At 73.2% G+C, this 19,117-nt stretch carries 15 protein-coding genes; 7 read left to right on the forward strand and 8 right to left on the reverse strand.

Annotated features, from left to right (window positions below):
• Nucleotides 1-408 precede the first annotated feature (408 nt).
• The 6 genes from ACGFIM_RS05950 to ACGFIM_RS05975 all read left to right on the forward strand — a co-directional run bounded on the left by ACGFIM_RS05950 (nucleotide 409) and on the right by ACGFIM_RS05975 (nucleotide 10,053).
• The gene (locus ACGFIM_RS05950; RefSeq protein WP_393195305.1) at nucleotides 409-3,903 is read left to right on the forward strand and encodes a S8 family serine peptidase; all 3,495 of its coding nucleotides are present in this window, start codon (nucleotides 409-411) and stop codon (nucleotides 3,901-3,903) included.
• Nucleotides 3,904-4,068: 165 nt separating this feature from the next.
• On the forward strand, nucleotides 4,069-5,670 hold the full coding sequence (locus ACGFIM_RS05955) for a CocE/NonD family hydrolase (RefSeq protein ID WP_393195308.1): 1,602 nt from the start codon (nucleotides 4,069-4,071) through the stop codon (nucleotides 5,668-5,670).
• The gene (locus tag ACGFIM_RS05960) at nucleotides 5,652-6,611 is read left to right on the forward strand and encodes a helix-turn-helix transcriptional regulator (RefSeq protein WP_393195311.1); all 960 of its coding nucleotides are present in this window, start codon (nucleotides 5,652-5,654) and stop codon (nucleotides 6,609-6,611) included. The genes ACGFIM_RS05955 and ACGFIM_RS05960 overlap by 19 nt, the downstream gene beginning before the upstream one ends.
• A gap of 280 nt (nucleotides 6,612-6,891) precedes the next feature.
• A complete protein-coding gene (locus ACGFIM_RS05965; protein ID WP_364053028.1) occupies nucleotides 6,892-7,101 on the forward strand; it encodes a DUF3311 domain-containing protein in 210 nt (69 codons plus the stop codon).
• Complete coding sequence (mctP, locus tag ACGFIM_RS05970; RefSeq protein ID WP_393195314.1) at nucleotides 7,098-8,705, forward strand: monocarboxylate uptake permease MctP; 1,608 nt, start codon at nucleotides 7,098-7,100, stop codon at nucleotides 8,703-8,705. Before ACGFIM_RS05965 ends, mctP begins: the two co-directional genes overlap by 4 nt.
• A gap of 565 nt (nucleotides 8,706-9,270) precedes the next feature.
• Nucleotides 9,271-10,053: a CPBP family intramembrane glutamic endopeptidase gene (locus ACGFIM_RS05975; protein WP_393195317.1), complete on the forward strand. Its 783-nt coding sequence runs from the start codon at nucleotides 9,271-9,273 to the stop codon at nucleotides 10,051-10,053.
• A gap of 224 nt (nucleotides 10,054-10,277) precedes the next feature.
• Here ACGFIM_RS05975 and ACGFIM_RS05980 read toward each other — a convergent pair whose 3' ends face one another.
• The 8 genes from ACGFIM_RS05980 to ACGFIM_RS06015 all read right to left on the reverse strand — a co-directional run bounded on the left by ACGFIM_RS05980 (nucleotide 10,278) and on the right by ACGFIM_RS06015 (nucleotide 18,294).
• Nucleotides 10,278-10,730, reverse strand: coding sequence for a hypothetical protein (locus ACGFIM_RS05980; RefSeq protein WP_393195320.1), 453 nt, complete (start codon nucleotides 10,728-10,730; stop codon nucleotides 10,278-10,280).
• A gap of 557 nt (nucleotides 10,731-11,287) precedes the next feature.
• The gene (locus ACGFIM_RS05985; RefSeq protein WP_393195323.1) at nucleotides 11,288-12,655 is read right to left on the reverse strand and encodes an alkaline phosphatase family protein; all 1,368 of its coding nucleotides are present in this window, start codon (nucleotides 12,653-12,655) and stop codon (nucleotides 11,288-11,290) included.
• Nucleotides 12,652-13,779: a metabolite traffic protein EboE gene (eboE, locus tag ACGFIM_RS05990; RefSeq protein WP_393195326.1), complete on the reverse strand. Its 1,128-nt coding sequence runs from the start codon at nucleotides 13,777-13,779 to the stop codon at nucleotides 12,652-12,654. Before eboE ends, ACGFIM_RS05985 begins: the two co-directional genes overlap by 4 nt.
• A complete protein-coding gene (locus ACGFIM_RS05995) occupies nucleotides 13,779-14,633 on the reverse strand; it encodes a TatD family hydrolase (protein WP_393195329.1) in 855 nt (284 codons plus the stop codon). The genes eboE and ACGFIM_RS05995 overlap by 1 nt, the downstream gene beginning before the upstream one ends.
• Nucleotides 14,633-15,238: an EboA domain-containing protein gene (locus ACGFIM_RS06000; RefSeq protein WP_393195332.1), complete on the reverse strand. Its 606-nt coding sequence runs from the start codon at nucleotides 15,236-15,238 to the stop codon at nucleotides 14,633-14,635. Before ACGFIM_RS06000 ends, ACGFIM_RS05995 begins: the two co-directional genes overlap by 1 nt.
• Entirely contained in the window at nucleotides 15,235-16,125 is an 891-nt protein-coding gene (locus ACGFIM_RS06005; protein WP_393195335.1) for a sugar phosphate isomerase/epimerase family protein, read from the reverse strand. Before ACGFIM_RS06005 ends, ACGFIM_RS06000 begins: the two co-directional genes overlap by 4 nt.
• Nucleotides 16,122-17,087 (reverse strand): SCO3242 family prenyltransferase, encoded by a 966-nt coding sequence (locus ACGFIM_RS06010; RefSeq protein WP_393195338.1) that lies wholly within the window; start codon nucleotides 17,085-17,087, stop codon nucleotides 16,122-16,124. The genes ACGFIM_RS06005 and ACGFIM_RS06010 overlap by 4 nt, the downstream gene beginning before the upstream one ends.
• 64 nt (nucleotides 17,088-17,151) lie before the next feature.
• Nucleotides 17,152-18,294 (reverse strand): inositol-3-phosphate synthase, encoded by a 1,143-nt coding sequence (locus ACGFIM_RS06015; RefSeq protein WP_393195341.1) that lies wholly within the window; start codon nucleotides 18,292-18,294, stop codon nucleotides 17,152-17,154.
• A 202-nt stretch (nucleotides 18,295-18,496) separates the two neighbouring features.
• Between ACGFIM_RS06015 and ACGFIM_RS06020 the strand changes: the two genes are divergently transcribed.
• The gene (locus tag ACGFIM_RS06020; protein WP_393195344.1) at nucleotides 18,497-19,111 is read left to right on the forward strand and encodes a PadR family transcriptional regulator; all 615 of its coding nucleotides are present in this window, start codon (nucleotides 18,497-18,499) and stop codon (nucleotides 19,109-19,111) included.
• Nucleotides 19,112-19,117 lie beyond the last annotated feature (6 nt).

Consider the following 19,117-nt stretch of genomic DNA (forward strand, 5'->3'; position numbering starts at 1 on the left):
GGGGCGATCAGGGCGACGTCCACCGCAGGTTCGCCGGCGAGACGGCTCCGCTGGAGACGTGCCGGAAGGTCGACGGCGGGCGGTGCGCGACGTGCCGGTGCGGGCGTGCGAGTCCGGCCGGCCGCCGGCGGGGACGTCGTGCAGGCGCTCACCACGGCGGTCGTGCTGCACGCGGGCACGCATCCCGCACGACGATGAGCCGGAGCGCATCGCCGCCTATTTCCCGGTGATCATTGACCAAATCGGTCACTGCGGTCACCGACCCGCACCGGCCAGCAATCTGACAAGATTACATTTCTTATCGCAAAGTAACTTTTCCTTACAGCTATTGCTTTCCTCACTTGATCACTTCACTCTTCTCGACAGAGGCGTGAAGATCACCTCTTCACCCGTCGAGAAGGAGAGCACGTGCCCCACATCTCCCGCTGGCGCGCGATCCTCGCGGGGATCGTCGTGGCCGCCACCGGTCTGCTGGTCCCGCAGACCGCGGCTCAGGCGGCGCCGAAGTCCGACAAGATCGACGCCGCCGTGCAGACGCGGCTGGAGCAGGACGACAAGGCCACGTTCTGGGTCAGGATGAAGGGCTCCGCCGATCTCGGCGGCGCCCGCCGTGCCGTGACCAAGGAGGCCAAGGCCGAGGCCGTCTACGAGGCCAAGAGCGCACAGGCGAAGTCCTCCCAGGAGGGCTTACGCAAATTACTCGACGCCCGTAAAGCCGAATACACCCCGTACTGGATCGTCAACGCGGTCAAGGTGACCGCCGACGCAAAGCTCGCCTCCGAGATCGCCGAGCTGCCCGAGGTGCAGCGCATCGAGCCGATCCGCACCGTCTCCGTGCCCAAGCCGGACGAGGGCCGCGCGCAGGCCAGGGTGAACGCGGTCGAGTGGAACATCGACCGGATCAACGCCCCGCGCGTCTGGGACGAGCTGGGCGTCCGCGGTGAGGGCATCGTGGTCGCCAACATCGACACCGGTGTGCAGTTCGACCACCCCGAGCTGGCCGCCGCCTACCGGGGCAGGAACCCCGACGGCAGCTACACCCACGACTACAACTGGTTCGACCCGGCCGGCGTCTGCCCGTCGGCCGCGCCGTGCGACAACAACGGCCACGGCACCCACGTCATGGGCACCATGGTCGGCGCCAACGGCATCGGCGTGGCCCCGGGCGCCAAGTGGATCGCGGCCAAGGGCTGCGAGCTCAACACCTGCACCGACGCCTCGCTGCTCGCGGCCGGCCAGTGGATCGTGCGGCCCACCGACCTGAACGGCGAGAACCCGCGCCCCGACCTCGCGCCGGACGTCGTCAACAACTCCTGGGGCGGTGACGGCTTCGACCCCTGGTACAAGGAGGTCGTCGACACCTGGCTCGCCGCCGGGATCTTCCCCGCCTTCGCCAACGGCAACGAGGGCCCTGCCTGCCGCACCAGCGGCTCCCCCGGCCAGTACATCACCGCCTACAGCGCCGGCGCCTTCGACGTGAACAACGACCTCTACGCCCGCTCCAGCAAGGGCGAGGGCGAGAACGGCGAGATCAAGCCGAACATCGCCGCCCCGGGCGTGAACGTGCGCTCCTCCGTGCCCGGCGACGGCTACGACTCCTACACCGGCACCTCGATGGCCTCGCCGCACGTGGCCGCCACGGTGGCCCTGATCTGGTCGGCCTCGCCAGGCCTGACCGGCGCCATCGACACCACCAGGGCGCTGCTCGACGGGACCGCCATCGACGTCGACGACACCAGCTGCGGCGGCACCGCGGCCGACAACAACGTGTGGGGCGAGGGCAGGCTGGACGCCTACGCCGCCGTGCAGGCCGCGCCCCAGGAGGGTCTCGGCGAGCTGTCCGGCACGGTGACCTCCGGCGGCGAGCCGGTGCCCGGCGCCTCGATCACCGTCACCGGTCCGCTGACCCGCTCGGTGACGACGGGCGAGAACGGCACGTACACGCTGCCGCGCCTGCTGCCCGGCGACTACCAGGTGACCGCCGGCAAGTTCGGCTACGTCGAGGTCACCACCGAGGTGACGATCACCGCCGAGGAGGCGAGCACCGCCGACCTGACTCTGGAGGCCCAGCCGACCGCCGTCGTGTCGGGCACCGTCAGCACGGCCGGCACGCCCGAGCCCAGAGCGACGGTCGCCGCCACGGGCACGCCGGTGAGCGCGGTGACCGACGAGGCGGGCCGCTACAGCCTGACGCTGCCGCAGGGCACGTACGAGCTGACCGTCACCCCCACCTCGCGCTGCTCCAGCTCCGCGACCGAGTCGATCACCCTGGAGGGCGACCTGGTCAAGGACATCGAGCTGCCGCTGCGCGGCGACAACTTCGGCTACACCTGCGCATCCGGCGCCCAGCCGTACGTGGCGGGCACCGACCTGCTCGCGCTGACGGGCGACGATGAGGCGGTGCAGGTCACGCTGCCGTTCCCGGTGCCGTTCTACGGCACGGGCCAGAGCCAGGCGTGGATCGCCTCCAACGGCTTCATCACCTTCGGCGACCGGGCCACCACCGCAGGCAACGTCCTCATCCCGTCGCCGGTCACGCCGAACAACGCGATCTACCCGTACTGGGACGACCTCATCGTGGACGACCAGGCCGGCGTCTACACCGCGGTGACGGGCACGGCCCCGAACCGGGTGTTCGTGGTGGAGTGGCGCAACGTCACCTACTACAACGAGCCCGCGCAGCGGGTGTCGTTCTCGGCGCTGCTCGGCGAGGACGGCTCGATCGGGTTCCGGTACAAGGACATCGAGAGCGAGCGCACCCAGGGCGCCAGCGCCACCATCGGCGTCGAGAACGCGGAGGGCGACGACGCGCTGCTCTACTCCTACAACGAGCCGGTGCTCGCGAACGGGCAGAGCCTGACGTTCACCGCGAGCAGGCACGGCCTGGTGGTCGGCACGGTGACCGACGCCAACGACGGCGAGCCCATCGCCGGGGCGACGGTCAAGGTGGGCGACGTGGCGACGCTGACGACCGGCGACGACGGCGCCTTCTACGGCCAGGTGCTGGCCGGCGACTACGACGTCGAGGTGACCAAGGAGCACTACGGCTCCTTCACCCAGCAGGTCACGGTGGCCCCGGCCGCGGTGACCCGGGTGGACACGCAGCTCGTCACCGGCCGGGTGAGCGCGTCGGCGGCGGAGCTGACCGTGGTGCAGCCGGCGGACACCACCCGCAAGCGCACGCTGGAGCTGACCAACCTCGGGACGGCGACGCCGTACACGGTGACCGGCGACTCCTGGCTCACCGTGACCCCGGCCTCCGGGGAGCTCGCCCAGGGGCGGAAGGTCACGCTGACCGTGGAGGTGTCCAGCACCGGGGTGGCCGCGGGGACGTTCCGCACGGGCACGCTGCTGGTGGAGTCGGCCAGCGGGCGGCAGCCGACCATCGAGGTCAAGGTGACCGTCGTGGTGCCCAAGCTGCAGATCGCCGTGGACATCGGCGCGACCAAGAACGCCGTGGACGCCGCCGGTGACCCCTGGACGGCCGACCGCAAGTACACCCAGGGCGGCCACGGCTACGTGGCCACCACGAGCAAGACGGTGAAGACGTCGAAGAGCATCTCCGGCACCACCGACCAGACGCTGTACACGACGGCCAGGGAGGGCATGCTGGAGTACCGCTTCGACAACGTGCCGAACGGCACCTACACCGTGGAACTGGACTTCGCCGACCTGTCGAACACGAAGATGGGCAAGCGGGTCTTCGACGTGCTGGTCGAGGGCGAGCTGGCCATCCCGGCGCTGGATCTGGCGCTGGAGGCGGGCACGTACACGGCGGTGAGCAGGCAGTACACGGTGAAGGTGACCGACGGGCAGCTCAACGTGCGGTTCGCGGCGAGGCAGGGCTCGACGATCATCAACGCGCTGCGCGTCTCGGAGCGTCCCGACCGGGCGGCGTCCTGACGGTACCTCGTGACGGCACGTCGGCCGGCACGGCCCGCCGCCCCGCCGCGCGCGGTGGCGGGCCGTGACGCCACCCGGCGCTCCCGGCGAGGCCGGGTGGCCGGCTCTGTCGTTGACGCCGCCCCGGGCTATCCGCCCGGGGCGGCATATGTTACTGGTTGGTACATGAGACGCGTGCGGATCCGGCGCGACCTTCGCGTGCCGATGCCCGACGGCGTGACGCTGCTCGCCGATCACTACGCGCCCCCGCACGGACGGCCGGGCCCCGTGGTGCTCATGCGCTCCCCGTACGGGCGGCGCGGCCTGCTCGGCTGGTACTTCGCGCGCGGCTTCGCCCGGCAGGGCCTGCACGTCGTCGTCCAGAGCTGCCGCGGCGGCTTCGGCTCCGGCGGCCTGCTCGACCCGCTCGGCGACGAGCACGAGGACGGCCTGGCCACCGTCGCCTGGCTGCGCGAGCAGCCCTTCTACGGCGGCTCGTTCGCCATGTTCGGCCCCTCCTACCTCGGCTACGCGCAGTGGGCCGTCGCGCCCTTCGCGGGGCCCGAGCTGAAGGCGATGGCCACCCAGATCACCGCCTCCCAGTTCAGGGACGCCGCGTACGTCGGCGGCGCGTTCGCGCTGGAGTCGGCGCTGAGCTGGACCACGCTCACCGACGGCATGTCGCGCGGGTTCGGCGGCGCGTCGGTGCTGACCGCGCCCCGCCTGACCCGCAGGGCGGTGCTGTCGGGGCGGCCGGTGGCGGAGCTCGACCTGGTCTCGGCGGGCCGTCCGCTGCGCTTCTACCGGGATCTGCTCGCCCACCACGCGAACCCCGCCGTCCCGTACTGGCACAAGCGGGACTTCTCCGCCAGGGTGGGCGAGGTGGAGGCGGCGGTGACGATGCTGGGCGGCTGGTACGACGTGTTCCTGCCGTGGCAGCTCAAGGACTACGCGGCGCTGCGGGCGGCGGGGCGGCGGCCGTACCTGACGATCGGGCCCTGGTACCACATCGACGCCCGGCACGGCCGCGCCACCATGGAGGAGGCGTCGGCCTGGTTCCGCGCCCACCTGCTCGGCGACCGCTCGCTGCTGCGGCCCGACCCGGTGCGCGTCCACGTGACGGGGGCGGGCGAGTGGCGCGACTACCCCGACTGGCCGGTGCCCGGTATGCGGGAGACGCGCTGGCATCTCCAGCACGGCTTCGGCCTCGGTCCCGACGGCCCGCTGGAGTGCGGGCCCGACCGGTTCCGCTACCACCCGGCGTACCCGACGCCGCGCATCGGCGGGCCCGTGCTGCTCGGCGACTCCAGGCCGCGCGACCAGCGGCGGCTGGAGGAGCGGCGCGACGTGCTGGTCTACAGCTCCCCTGCGCTGGACCGGCCGCTCGAGGCGATCGGGCCGGTGCGCGCCGAGCTCTACGTGCGCTCCAGCACGCCGCACGTGGACGTGGTGGTGCGGGTGTGCGACGTGCATCCCGACGGGCGGTCGTACAACGTGTGCGAGGGCGTCAGGCGGCTCGGGCCCCGAGACGGGGACTTCGACGGCGACGGCGTGCGGCGGGTCGAGGTGGAGCTGTGGCCGATCGGGCACCGGTTCCGGCGCGAGCACCGGATCAGGGTGCACGTGGCGGCGGGGGCGTACCCGACGATCACCCGCAACCCCGGCACCGGCGAACCGCTCGGCTCCCCCGGAGGAGACGGCAGGATGGTGCCCGTGGACGTCGACGTGTTCCATTCGCCCGAGCGGCCCTCGGCCGTGGTGCTGCCGCTGTGCGCGCCTCACGGCTGATGTCCCTGGTCCTGCTGCTGCAGGCCAGAGGCGGGATGACGGCGGCCGAGCTGGCCAAGGAGCTGGAGGTCTCCGAGCGCACGGTGCACCGCGACGTGCTGGCGCTGTCGGAGGCGGGCGTGCCGATCTACGCCGACCGGGGGCGCGGCGGCGGCTACCGGCTGCTCGACGGGTATCGCACCCGGCTGACCGGGCTGGACAGGACCGAGGCCGAGGCGCTGTTCCTGTCGGGCGTGCCGGCCGCGCTCCGCGAGATGGGGCTGCAGGACGTGGCGGCGGCGGCCCGGCTGAAGGCCGCCGCCGCACTCGCACCCGCGCTGCGCGACGCGCCGGCGACCGCCGCCCAGCGCTTCCACCTGGACGCGCCCGGCTGGTTCGCGGGCGACGACCCGCCGCCTGACGCGCTGGCGCCGCTGGCCAGGGCCGTGTGGCGGGACCGGCGGGTCTCGGCGGTCTACAAGGACGTGCTGCGGGTGCTCGAGCCGTACGGGCTGGTGCTCAAGGCGGGCGTCTGGTACCTCGCGGCGCGGCACCGGGGCAGGTTCCTGATCTTCCGGGTGCACCGCTTCGGCGAGATCTCGGTGCTGGAGGAGACGTTCGACCGGGACCAGGACTTCGACCTGGCGGCCTTCTGGGCCGAGCAGGCGGCGGCGTTCGCCAGGTCGCTGCTGCGGGAGGAGATCACGCTGCGGCTGACCGAGCGGGGCGTGCGCATGCTGCGGCACGTGGCCGACCCCGCCGCGGTGCCGGACGCGCTGGCTTCGCTCCAGGAGGACGGGACGGTGCGGCTGGCGGTGGAGTCGCTGCCGGTGGCGTTCTCGCAAGTGCTGCGGTTCGGGCCGGAGGCCGAGGTGCTCGGCCCGCCGCGGCTGCGGGCGATGGTCGCCGAGGCCGCCGCCCGGATGGCCCGGCTCTACGCGGACCCTGACCCTCCGCCCTGACCCGGCCGCACATCCTCGGGTGAAGGGGATGACCGTTCGTCGCGCCCAACCGACCGCTCGGCGATTATGTGCGGCGCTCACCGCCTCACCGGAGTTACTGTTCTGGGCGGCCCGCCCTAATGCCCGTCTCAAATATCGAGATATCAACTCGGCATTTAGGCCAAACCGTAACATAGCGTTCATTGGGTTTAATCCCTTCGAAAAGCTAACCTCCCTCCGTTGACCCATGTCACGAGCCTGGTCACCGCCAGCGCGCCTGATCAACTCATCGGAGGGCCGGATGACTACCGGGGAACCCGGGCAGCCACGTAGCGATCGCAGCCCATGGAACTGGCTGCTGATCGTGCCCATCGTGCTGCCGTTGCTGACATTCCTGTACAACTACGACGAGCCGCGCCTCTTCGGCTTCCCGTTGTTCTACTGGCTGCAGCTCGCCTTCATCATCGTCGGCGTGGCCACCACCACTCTCGTTTACAGGATGACTAAGTGAGCGCCCACACGACCGAGCTGGTCATCTTCGTCCTGCTGTTCCTCATCGTCAGCGGCATGGGCTTCGTCGCCGCCCGCTGGCGCCGCCCGAACGACCTCGCCAGCCTCAACGAGTGGGGCCTCGGCGGGCGCAGCTTCGGCTCCTGGATCACCTGGTTCCTCGTCGGCGGCGACCTCTACACCGCCTACACCTTCGTCGCGGTGCCCGCGCTGGTCTTCAGCTCCGGCGCGCTCGGCTTCTACGCGCTGCCGTACACCGTGGTCGTCTACCCGCTGGTGTTCCTGGTGCTGGCCCGCATGTGGTCGGTCTCCCACGTGCACGGGTTCGTCACCCCCGCCGACTTCGTGCGCGCCCGCTTCGGCTCGCCCACGCTCGCGCTGGCCGTCGCCATCACCGGCCTGATCGCCACGATGCCGTACATCGCGCTGCAGCTCGTCGGCATCGAGGCCGTGCTGAAGACGATGGGCATCACCGGGCACCTGCCGATCATCATCGCCTTCGCCATCCTGGCCGCCTACACCTACCAGTCCGGCCTGCGGGCGCCCGCGCTGATCGCGTTCGTCAAGGACTCGCTCATCTACATCGTGATCCTGGCCGCGGTCATCTACATCCCCGCCAAGCTCGGCGGCTGGGACTCGATCTTCGACGCGGCCAAGGCCAAGTTCGACGCCACCCCGGCTCCGGGCGACGGCCACATCCTGAACGCCAACAACCAGCTCCAGTACGTGACGCTGGCCTTCGGCTCGGCGCTGGCGCTGTTCCTCTACCCGCACAGCCTCACCGGCGTGCTCGCCTCCAAGAACCGCAACGTCATCAAGCGGAACATGTCGGCGCTGCCCGCCTACAGCTTCGTGCTGGGCCTGATCGCGCTGCTCGGTTTCATGGCCATCGCGGCCGGCACCAAGCCGGTCACCACCGACGGCAAGGCCGACGCCAACACGATCGTGCCGCAGCTGTTCGACCAGATGTTCCCCGACTGGTTCGCGGGCGTCGCCTACGCCGCCGTCGGCATCGGCGCGCTCGTGCCGGCCGCCATCATGTCCATCGCGGCGGCGAACCTGTTCACCCGCAACATCTACCGCGAGTACATCAACAAGAACGCCACCGACGCCCAGGAGGCCAACGTCTCCAAGCTGGTGTCGCTGCTGGTCAAGATCGGCGCGGTGCTCTGCATCCTGCTGCTCGACCCGCAGTTCTCGATCGACCTGCAGCTCATCGGCGGTGTCATCATCCTGCAGACGCTGCCGTCCGTGGCGCTCGGCCTGTACACCCGCTGGTTCCACAAGGGCGGGCTCATCGCGGGCTGGGCGGCCGGCCTGGCGGCGGGCATGTGGATGCTGTACCTCATCCCCAACCCCGCCAACGGCAAGGCGCACTTCGGCGGCTCGGCGTTCCCGCTGTCGAACTTCGGCTTCGACACCCCGATGACGATCTACGCCGGGTTCCTGGCGCTGATCGTCAACCTGGTGGTGACGGTGGCGGCCACGGCGATCCTGAAGGCCGCCAAGGTCGCCGACGGCGACGATGCCACCAAGCAGGACGACTACTTCGCCGACGAGGGCGACGCCAAGGTCAAGCCCCTCGACCTGACCGGGTCCCACTGACCCCGGCGGACCACCCGTCCCGTGCTTCCCGCGGCCCGTCCCCTCTCGCGAGGGGACGGGCCGCTCGCCGTTTCCGGCCCGCCCCCGCACGCCAGGGGCTCGCCGTCATCGCCCCGGTCCCCTCGCGCGAAGGGCGGATGCCCGCTCGTCTCCGGTCAGTCCGCCGGAGCCGGCGACCTCCGGCTTGGCGCGTACGGCGGCCTCTGGAGCGGCGAGCAGGCGCTCGTCCCCGGCTCTCCCTCTCCGTCTCGGACGAAGCTCCGCAGGAGCCATACGCGGCGGGGAGAGACCGTGTGCGGCTGAGAGACCGTGTGCGGCTGAGAGACCGTGTGCGGCTGAGAAGCCGGGCACCGGCACGGAGCAGCCAGGGCGGCGCCCATGAGGCCGCACCCGTCGCAGGACCGGCTTGAATGAGCCCAGCGCCGTCCCGGGACGCGGGGCTCCGTCCGACGAGCCAAGGCGCCGGTCGGCGAGGACGCCCGCGCCGGGCACGGGCGGCGGCGGGACGCGTGTCGGGAATGAGGGCTTTATCAGCATCCGATCATGTCGGGGTTAGTCTGCGGCCATGCAGACACAGTCCCCCCTCGCCCCGTCCCACCTGCTCACTCCCCGGCTGATCCGGGCCGAGGTCGTCGCCGTGCTGTCGGTGTCGCTCGGGGCCAGCGCGCTGGTGGCGTTCGTACGGCTGATCGGGGCGCTCACCGCGCCGCGCGAGCTGAAGGGGCAGCAGGCCGTGCTCGTCGGGTCGATGGCCCCCGGGCGACCATGGCTGGACTTGACGTTGCAGCTGGTGCAGATCGCGGTGGCGGTGGCGCCCGTGGGGCTGGTGGCGTACCTCATGGTGCGCTCGGGCGAGTCGCTGCGCACGATCGGTGCGGACTTCCGCAGGCCGGGGGGCGACCTGCTGCGCGGTGCGGCGCTCGCGGCCGCGATCGGCGGGTCGGGCCTGGCGTTCTACCTCGCGGTGTGGGCGGCCGGGGTGAACCTGACCGTGGTGCCGGGCGCGCTGCCGGACGTGTGGTGGCAGGTGCCGGTGCTGCTGCTCGCGGCGGCGCAGAACGGGGTGCTGGAAGAGGTCATCGTCGCCGGCTACCTGCTGCACCGGCTGGGCCAGGCCGGGTGGGGGCCGTGGAAGGCGGTCGTGGTGTCGTCGCTGCTGCGCGGGTCGTACCACCTGTATCAGGGGTTCGGGGGGTTCGTCGGGAACGTGGTGATGGGGCTGGTGTTCGGGCGGCTCTACCAGCGGTGGGGCCGTTCGATGCCGCTGATCATCGCGCACACGCTGATCGACGCGGTCGCCTTCGTCGGGTACGCCTTCCTGCACGGCAAGGTGAGCTGGCTCCCCTGAGACCGCCGACCCGAAGGGCGTACCGTCGTGGGGCCGGTTCATGACCGTCGCGGTACGCGACGCGGTGCACGCGTTCACGCCGAACGGGTCGAACCCGCGGAGGCCGTGCTGCACCAGGGCGGTGAGCGATCCGGCGTACCGGCCGATCCGCTGGAGGATCTAGGCCGGCTGTGCGTGCGGGCGTGGTGGTTCGGCTCACCGCTGCCGGTGAGCCGTGCACGCGGTCATCCGCCGAGCAGGGGTCTCCTGCGGGCCGGAAGCAGGGCGGACAGCACGAGGAAGGCGCCGGTGAGTGCGTACAGGCCGGTCATCCCCGCGAGGGTGCCAGGCGGCTCGCCCGGCTCGGCCCATGGAGCCGGACCCGCCGTCCACGGCAGGCCGCCCGCCCGCGCCCACGGCAGCGTGGCCGCCAGCTCGACGGCGGCGTCGAGGTCGAGCGCGAACAGCACACCCGCCGCCGTCAGCGGCACGCCGCAGGCCAGTGCGGCGACCGGCCACACCGTCAGGACCCTGACCAGCACGGCGACGCCCGCCACGTACGCCAGCGCGGACGGCGCGGGGGCGAAGGCCACGGTGCCGCCGCGCAGCGCCCTGGCGGCGGCGTCGGTCAGGTAGTAGACGGGGATCGCGGCGGCGAGTCCCGCGACGGCCGCCACCAGCTGCCCGCCTCGCTTCACCTGCCACCCCTCCCCCGTCCGGTCGGGGAAACCTTAACCGGGACGGGGCCTCCCGCGCTGCCTGCCTGCGAAAACTCCCCGTCTGCCCGCCTGCGGACCCGGGCCGCACCGCCGGGCCGGCCTTACCCGGCTCCCCTTGGCGCCTCCCTCGGGCCGCTCCTGGAGCCACCTCACCCGCACACCCTCGCCACCGCCTGCTCGGCCCCGCCGCTCCCGCAACCACCGTCGCCGCCCCACCCGCCATCGGCCCGCTCACCGCGCTCAAGCGCGGGGTGCAGGGGTGCGGACCGGCCGGTGGCGGCCCGCCGGGTGAGGGGAGCGGCCGTCGAGGGGGCGGGTGCGGGGCCGGTGTGCGAGGCGCCCCGCATGCGTAGCCGGGGGCACGTGACCGGGGCGAGGACGACGCCCGAGGCGCCCTGCCCGCGTAGCCACGGGCACGCGACCGGCGCGCGACGCGGCACCCTGCGCCTAGCCCGGGGGCCGGTGGTGGCGGGTGCCGTCGCAGGCGAGCCCAGAGGGCGTCGTGGCGTCGGACAGGGCCCGGGGCGGTGACGGGGTCATCGGGCGAGGCGGAGCAGCAGGTCCTTGACCTCGGTGGCGGCGTACCGCTCCCTGGCCTGCGCCGGGTCGGAGCAGAGCAGGACGGGCGCGTCGGCGGGGTCGGCGGGCAGCAGCCCGTGAGAGCCGCGTACGGCGCGCGCGCCCGCGTCCAGCCCGACCACGCTCATCAGATAGCGCATCCCCAGCTTCTTGCGCAGCAGTGCGAGCCCGGCCCGCCGCTTGGCCGCGCCGGGCGCGGCGGGGTCGAAGAACAGCTCGGCCGGGTCGTAGCCGGGCTTGCGGTGGATCTCGACCAGGCGGGCGAAGTCGGGGGCGCGGGCGTCGTCCAGCCAGTAGTAGTACGTGAACCAGGCGTCGCGCTCGGCGAGCAGCACCAGCTCGCCCGAGCGGGGGTGGGAGAGGTCGTGGGCGGCCTTGCCGTCCTCGTCGAGGACGCTGCCGACGCCGGGCAGGGCGGCGCAGAGCTTGGCGACGGCGGGCACGTCGGCGGGGTCGCGGACGTAGACGTGGGCGATCTGGTGGTCGGCGACGGCGAACGCCCGGGACGTCCACGGGTCGAGGTATTCCATGCCGTCCTGGGTGTGGACGCGCAGCAGCCCTTCGGAGCGCAGCATGCGGTTGACGTGCACGGGGCGGCCGACGCCGGTGATGCCGTACTCCGACAGCGCCACCACGGTCCGGTCGCCCGCGACGTCCAGCAGCGGCCCCAGCTCGGCGTCCAGCTCGGCGGCGGCAGCGGCGGCGCGCGGGTCATCGGGGCCGTAGCGCTGCAGGTCGTAGTCGAGGTGCGGCAGATAGGCGAGGGTGAGGTCGGGGTCGTACGCGGTCATGATGTGCCGGGTGGCACGGATGATCCAGCGGGAGGAGGCGATGCCGGCGCCCGGCCCCCAGTAGCTGAACAGCGGGAACGTGCCGAGCCGGGCGGTCAGCTCGTCGTGCAGCTGCGGCGGGTCGGTGTAGCAGTCGGGTTCCTTGCGGCCGTCGGCGTAGTAGACGGGCCTGGGCGTGACGGTCCAGTCGACGTCGGCGCCCATGGCGTACCACCAGCAGACGTTGGCCACGGTGTGGCCGGGGTGCTCGCGCCGCGCGGCCTGCCACAGCTTCTCGCCTGCGACGAGGGCGTTGTGCTGCCGCCAGAGGAGCACCTCGCCGAGGTCGCGGAAGTACCAGCCGTTGCCGACGATGCCGTGCCCGGACGGCGGCAGCCCGGTGAGGAACGTGGACTGCACGCTGCACGTGACGGCGGGCAGCACGGTGCCGAGCCCCGCCTGGAAGCCGCGCTCGCCGACCGCGCGCAGCCGGGGCATGTGGGCGAGCAGCCGCGGGGTCAGCCCCACCACGTCGAGGACCAGCAGCTTGGTCATGCCGTCACTCCCGCCTTCCAGAGCTCGGTACGCGCGTAGTCCAGTTCGGCCGCGATGCCCGCGGCCAGCTCCGCCGGGGTGCGCGGGCGCAGCGCGGCGGGCAGCACGCTCCAGGTGTAGGTCTCGACGTCGTAGTGGTCGCACAAGGGCTCGGGCCCGCCCGCCAGCTCGGCGACCGCGGCGCGCAGCACGGGGGCGGTGGTGGCGAGCGGTGCGGCGGGGGCCGCGTGCAGCGGCACGTGGTAGTGGACCCGCCAGGTGCCGGGCAGGCGGCGGCGCAGCGCCTCGTCGAGGTCGTCGGCGCGCTCGCCGGTCCTGGTGCGGGTCTGGTGGAGGAAGCGCGGCTCGGCGTACTCGTGCAGGGCCTCGGGCTCGGCGGTCTCCAGGGCCGCGGAGAGCTGCACCTTGACGACGGGCAGCCCGGCTTCGGCCAGCGCCTGCACAGCGGCGGCGGGCTGCTCCCAGGCGCAGGCGAGGTGGGCGAGGTCGAGGCAGATCCCGAGGCGTTCGGTGTCGGCGCGCGCCAGATGGGCGACGGCCTGCTCGGTGGTCTCGATGACGCAGCCGGGCTCCGGCTCGAACGCGGCCCTGATCGTCCGCCCGGTCGCCGCCTCGACCTGCGCCAGCCCGGCGGCCAGCTCGTCCAGGTGGCGGGCGGCGGCATCGGCCATGGCGGCGTCCCAGGGCTCGCGCCAGCCGAGCGGCAGCGTGGAGATCGAGCCGCGCGCGGCGTCGTCCGGCAGCAGCCCCGCCAGGACGCGGGCGAGATCCAGCGTGTACGCGAGCCGCTCCCGCTCGGTCCAGTCCGGCCGGTAGACGGCGTGTTTGACGACCGGGTCGTGGAAGGCCGCGTACGGGAAGCCGTTGAGCGTCACCACCTCCAGGCCGCGCGCGTCCAGCTCCCCGCGCAGCCGCCGGAGCGCGGACGGGTCGGCGGCCAGCGCCTCCGCGACGGGTGCGGCCAGCCACAGGCCGAGGCCGAGCACGTCGGTGGCGAGGCGGTCGCGGATGGGGACGGCGTACGCGTCGAGCTGGGCCACGATGCCGTCCAGGTCCTCGGCGGGGTGCACGTTGGTGCAGTAGCCGAGGTGCAGCGGCGTGCCCGACGGGTGCCTCAGCCGCATCACTCGCCGCCGCGCTTGATCGAGCTGCCGGCGAAGGTCGGCTCGTCCGCGCCGGCCACCCCCGACAGGTCGAGCCGCCCCGACTGGCCGTAGAACTCGACGGGGTTGCGCCAGAACACCTTGTCCACGTCGTCCTCGTCGAACCCGGCTTTCAGCATCGCCTCGGCCGTCTCCAGCGTCAGCAGCGGGTCGGAGACGCCCCAGTCGGCGGCCGAGTTGACGAGCATGCGCTCCAGGCCGTACCGGCGCAGGATCTCCACCATGCGCGGCGGCGACATCTTCGTCTCCGGGTAGATCGAGAACCCGGCCCAGCAGCCCGAGCCGTGCACCAGCTCGATCGTCACCTCGTTGAGGTGGTCGATCAGCACGCGCTCGGGGGCGATGCCGGAGGCCGCGACCACCTCCAGCGTGCGCCTGGTGCCGCGGGCCTTGTCGCGGTGCGGGGTGTGCACGAGGGCGGGCAGCTCGTGCTCGACGGCCAGGGCGAGCTGACGTTCGAACGCGTCGTCCTCCTCCGGCGTCATCGAGTCGTAGCCGATCTCGCCGACCGCGACCACCCGGTCCTTGTCGAGGTAGCGGGGCAGCAGGTCGAGGACGGGACGGCAGCGCGGGTCGTTGGCCTCCTTGGGGTTGAGCGCGATCGTGGCGTGGTGCACGACCCCGAACTGCGCCGCCCGGTACGGCTCCCAGCCCAGCAGCGCGTCGAAGTAGTCGGTGAACGAGCCGGGGTTGGTGCGCGGCTGGCCGAGCCAGAACGCCGGTTCGACCACGGCGCGGACGCCCGCGGCGGACATCCTGGCGTAGTCGTCGGTGGTGCGCGAGGTCATGTGGATGTGGGGGTCGAAGATGCGCATCAGGTCTCCTCGCTGGTCAGGCGGCTCAGGAGGGCGGCGGCGTCGGCGGGCATGGGGCGTCCGGCGGCGGCGCGCTCCTCGGCGAACGCGGCCAGCATCTCCGCCAGCTCGGCGTCGGCCCGCTCGTCGAGGCCGTGCACCGCCTCCAGCGGCACGCCCATGAACACGCACTTCAGCACCGCCTGCCGCCAGGCCGGCGGGTCCAGGTGGCGGGCGTAGGGGCCGAGCGCGGCGGCGAGCAGGCGGGCGTCGTTGCTCCGGATGGCGTCGAGCAGCAGCGGGACGGCCTGCGCGCCGATGGGCAGCAGCGGCAGCGCCTTGAGCACGGCGCGTTTCTCGTCGGCGTCGCCGTACCGGTAGAAGGCGGTGACGTCCTCGGCCACGCGGCCGGGCGGGAGCGCGGCGAGCAGCAGCGCCCTGGCCGCCTCGTCGGCCGTCCAGCCGGGGGCGTCCGGCAGCTCCGACCGGCCGGCCTTGCGGCCCGCCGACGAGAACGGCCGCACGGCCGACTCCGGGCTTTTCGCCGCCTCGGCGAGCGCCTCCTCGAGCCAGGGCCATCCGGGGGTGCCGGTCAGCGCCTTGCGCAGCGCGTCGATGGTGGTCATGCGCCGCCTCCCTCCGTCGTCGGCGCGCGTCCCTCGCTTTCTCCGGTACGTACGAGGCGGCGCGCGGCTTCTTCGGCTCGGCGCAGGAAGGCGAGCGAGCGGGCCGCCACGTCCGGGGCGGCGTGCGCGTGCCTGGGCAGCTCGACGGCGACCAGGCCCCGGTAGCCGGATGCGGACAGCGCCCGCAGCACCGGCGGGAAGTCGATCTCGCCCTCGCCGAACTCCAGGTGCTCGTGCGTCCCGCGCCGCATGTCGTCGATCTGGACGTTCACCAGGTGCTCCGCCACGGCCGTCACGCAGCCGGGCACCGGGTCGGGCTCGTTGCAGCGGCAGTGCCCGATGTCGAGCGTCAGGCCGAACCCCTCTGGCTCGCCCAGGGCCTTGCGCAGCCTGCGCCAGCCCGCGATCGTGTCGACCAGCATGCCGGGCTCGGGCTCGAAGCCCAGCGGCATCCCGCCGGCGTGCTCCAGCACCTGCGCGCACCCGGACACCAGGCGCCGCCAGGCCTCGCCGGGCGGGACGTGGGCCGGGCGCACCCCCGACCAGAACGACACCGCCTCCGCCCCCAGGTCCGCGCCCACGGTGACGGCGCGGCGCAGGAAGTCCACCCGCGTGGCGCGGTCGTCGTCGAGCAGGGTGGGCGCGTGCTTGCGGCGCGGGTCGAGCAGGTAGCGGGCGCCGGTCTCGATCACCACGGCCAGGTTCAGCGTGCGGAGCCGGTCGGCGACCTCGGCCACGCGCCTGGCCAGGCCGGGGGCGAACGGGTCGAGGTGGTGGTGGTCGAGGGTGAGCGCGACGCCGGTGTAGCCGAGATCGGCGATGACGTCGAGCGCGTCGGTCAGGCGATGGTTGGCGAAGCCGTTGGTGCCGTAACCGAATCTGATCATGTGGGCGACACCTTCCTGGCCAGGCGGCGGGCGAGCGGCACCGCCGCGGCGAGCGCGAGCCCGGCGAGCGGTCTGCCCGCCCGTGCGGCCAGCGCGCCCTGGAGGGCGGGCAGGCTGACGATCCCGGCCGTCACGGCGTCCCTGACCCGGCTCGCGGAGGGGTCCGAGACGGCTCTCGCCTGGGGGCGGCCGAACTGGGCGGCGTACCAGAGCGCCAGCGCCCCCTGCGCGGGCCCCGTCGCCCCGCCGGACGGCCGGGCCTGCCCGGAGGGCACGGCGGCGGTCGTGGCCAGCGCCAGGGTGGCGGCCAGTGTGGCGGCGGGGCGGGCCGGGGAGGTCCCGGCGGTCTCGCCCCGCGACAGCTCCGTCAGCAGGTACGTGTGCGCCGCCACGGTCAGCGCCGCGGGGACCGCCGCGCCGAGCGGACGGCCGGCGAGCCCGGGTCCCCGACCGGCGGGCAAGGGGCGCGGGGCGGGGAGCGACGCGCTCATCCCGGTGGGCGCGCACACGCCGGGCGACCGGGCCGAGGTGGCGCCGAGCAGCACGTTCAGGCCGCGGCAGAGCGCCATCACCAGCGGGCCCGCCCGGGTGTTCTTGGCCGCCAGGTCGTACGCCCACACCGCACCGGCCAGCGGCGCGGCGACCGCGAGCGCGCGCCGCCCGCCGGTGAGCCCCGCGACGGTGAGGCCCGCGGCCGTGAGCCCGGCCGCCACCGCCAGCGCCTCCCCGGGCCGCACCCGCCCGGACGGGATCGGCCGCTCCGGCCGCTCGGCCGCGTCGAGGTGCCGGTCGGCCCAGTCGTTGGCCGCCATCCCCGCCCAGTACAGGCAGACCGACGAGCAGACCAGCCCGGCCGTCCGTGGCCCCACCGCCTGTCCCGCGGCGGCCCCGGCGATCACGTCCCCGGGCACCGACAGCGCGGCCGGCGCCCGTACGAGGTCGGCCAGGTCACGGAGTCTCACGCCCGCACCCCTTTCACCGGCCTGCGGCGGGTGACCGGGCCCCGGCACGCAGGCGGGGAGGAGGTCACGGGGCGGGCTCCAGCGTGCCGATGAACGCGCACAGGGCCTGCCACTGCTCGGCCAGCCCGTGCGGGACGTCGCCCAGGGGGTCTTTGAAGAAGAAGGCCAGCTCGGGCAGCGGCCCCACGCGGCCGAGCCGGTGCGCGGCGGCGGTGAGGCGGGCCAGGTCGAGGATGAGCGGCGCGGCGAGCGCGGAGTCGCAGCCGTGCCAGGTGAACTCCATCCGCATGGCGGTCCCGAGGAAGCCCTCGAACGTGACGAGGTCCCACGCGGTCTTGAAGTCGCCCAGGTCCTCCAGGTAGTCGATGCGGGTCTCCCCCTGGGGCGCGTAGCCGAGGGTCTCGGCGAGCACGCGTTGCTTGCTCGCGGCCTTGGCGGCGTTGGCTCCGGGGCGGGCGAGGTTGGCGCCGTCGCCGCCGCCGAGCAGGTTCACGCCGGACCAGGTGCGGACCTTGAGGTTGCGCTGGGCGAACATCGGGGCGAGCACGGACTTCACCAGCGTCTCGCCGGTCTTGCCGTCGTGCCCGCCGTAGGGCACGGAGCGCTCGCGGGCCAGCGCGTCGAGCGCGGGCAGGCGGGCGCCGGTGGAGGGGGTGAAGTCGACGTACGGGCAGCCAGCGTGGAAGGCGGCGTAGGCGGCGAGCGCGCTGGGCGGCAGGACGGTGCCGGGGCGTTCGAGCGCGGCGCGCAGCGCGGGCAGCCCGGCGTGGGCGGGATGCGGTGGCGGGACGGGCTCGGTGGTGGAGACGTTGATGACGACGACGCGTTCGAGGTCGTGGCGGCTGCGGAACGCCTCGAGGTCGGCGCTGATGGCGGCGGCGGTCCCGGCCTGGGTGGCGGCAGCCGGTAACGGGCGTAAGCGCTGGTCGATGGCCGTGAGCTCGGCCTGCACGGCCGTTGCGACGGCCGCCGGCACGACCCCGGCCGCGGCCAGCTCGGCGGCCTTCTTGTCGAGCGGCACCGAGGTGACGTCGTGTCCGCCGAACACCAGGTCGCCGATCCCCGGCCGGACGCGGTCGCGCAGCGCGGGCGACTCGAGGACGCATCCGGTGGGCCCGGTCAGGCCGGATTTGACGGCCAGGGCACCGATCATGCTGGTGACGGCGACCGAGCCGCGGGCTCCGATCAGCCATGCTCCCGTTCTCATGCGCTCTCCTCCGGCAGGCGGTCGGCTGGGCGTGGAGATGATCGGGCTTTCGTGTTGAGAATGCGCTCGAATGCGCCGTCGTTCAAGCAGGAACCGACGCCTGTTCACGTTCGTCCGCCGATGCTCCGCCCCATATGGCGAGGTGCACTATGGGGTGCCTTCTCGGCTAAAGTGCGAAGCGCACGACGAGCGGAGGGGGATCATGGCGCGACGTCCCGACCTGGTCGGCCTGACCGTGCTGGCCATGCTGTCGGTACGCCCGGCCCACCCGTACGAGCTGCACCGCTTCATCGTCGACACGCACAAGGACTACGTGACCGGCCTGCCCAGGAGCCTCTACCACGCGGTCGAGAAGCTGGCCGGCCAGGAGCTGATCGTCCCCGTCGAGACGAGCAGGCAGGGCCGCCGTCCCGAGCGCACCATCTACGAGATCACCGACGAGGGCCGCCGCGAGCTGGCCACTCGGCTGCGCGCCCTCCTGGAGAGCCCGCAGGGCGAGCGGCGCACGTTCACCGCGGCCGTCTCGCTCATGGGGGTGCTGCCGGTGCCCGACGCGCTGCAGTCGCTGCGCACCAGGGCGGCCTCCCTGGAGGGCGAGCTGGCCGGGCTGAACGCCCATCTCGAAGCGCTGCACGCCTCCGGGCTGCCCGAGGTGCTGACGGTGGAGCTCGACTACGAGCGCACGCTGAGCGAGGCCGAGCTCGGCTGGGTCAGGCGGCTCATCGCCCGCCTGGAGTCCGGCGAGCTCACCTGGGCGGGCACCGTCAACCAGGGCCTGCTCGCCCAGGCGCTCGACGAGCAGAAGAGCGAGTCCTGAGCCGCC

The organism is Nonomuraea sp. NPDC049309 (assembly GCF_043196965.1).
GTDB classification, from domain to species: domain Bacteria; phylum Actinomycetota; class Actinomycetes; order Streptosporangiales; family Streptosporangiaceae; genus Nonomuraea; species Nonomuraea fastidiosa.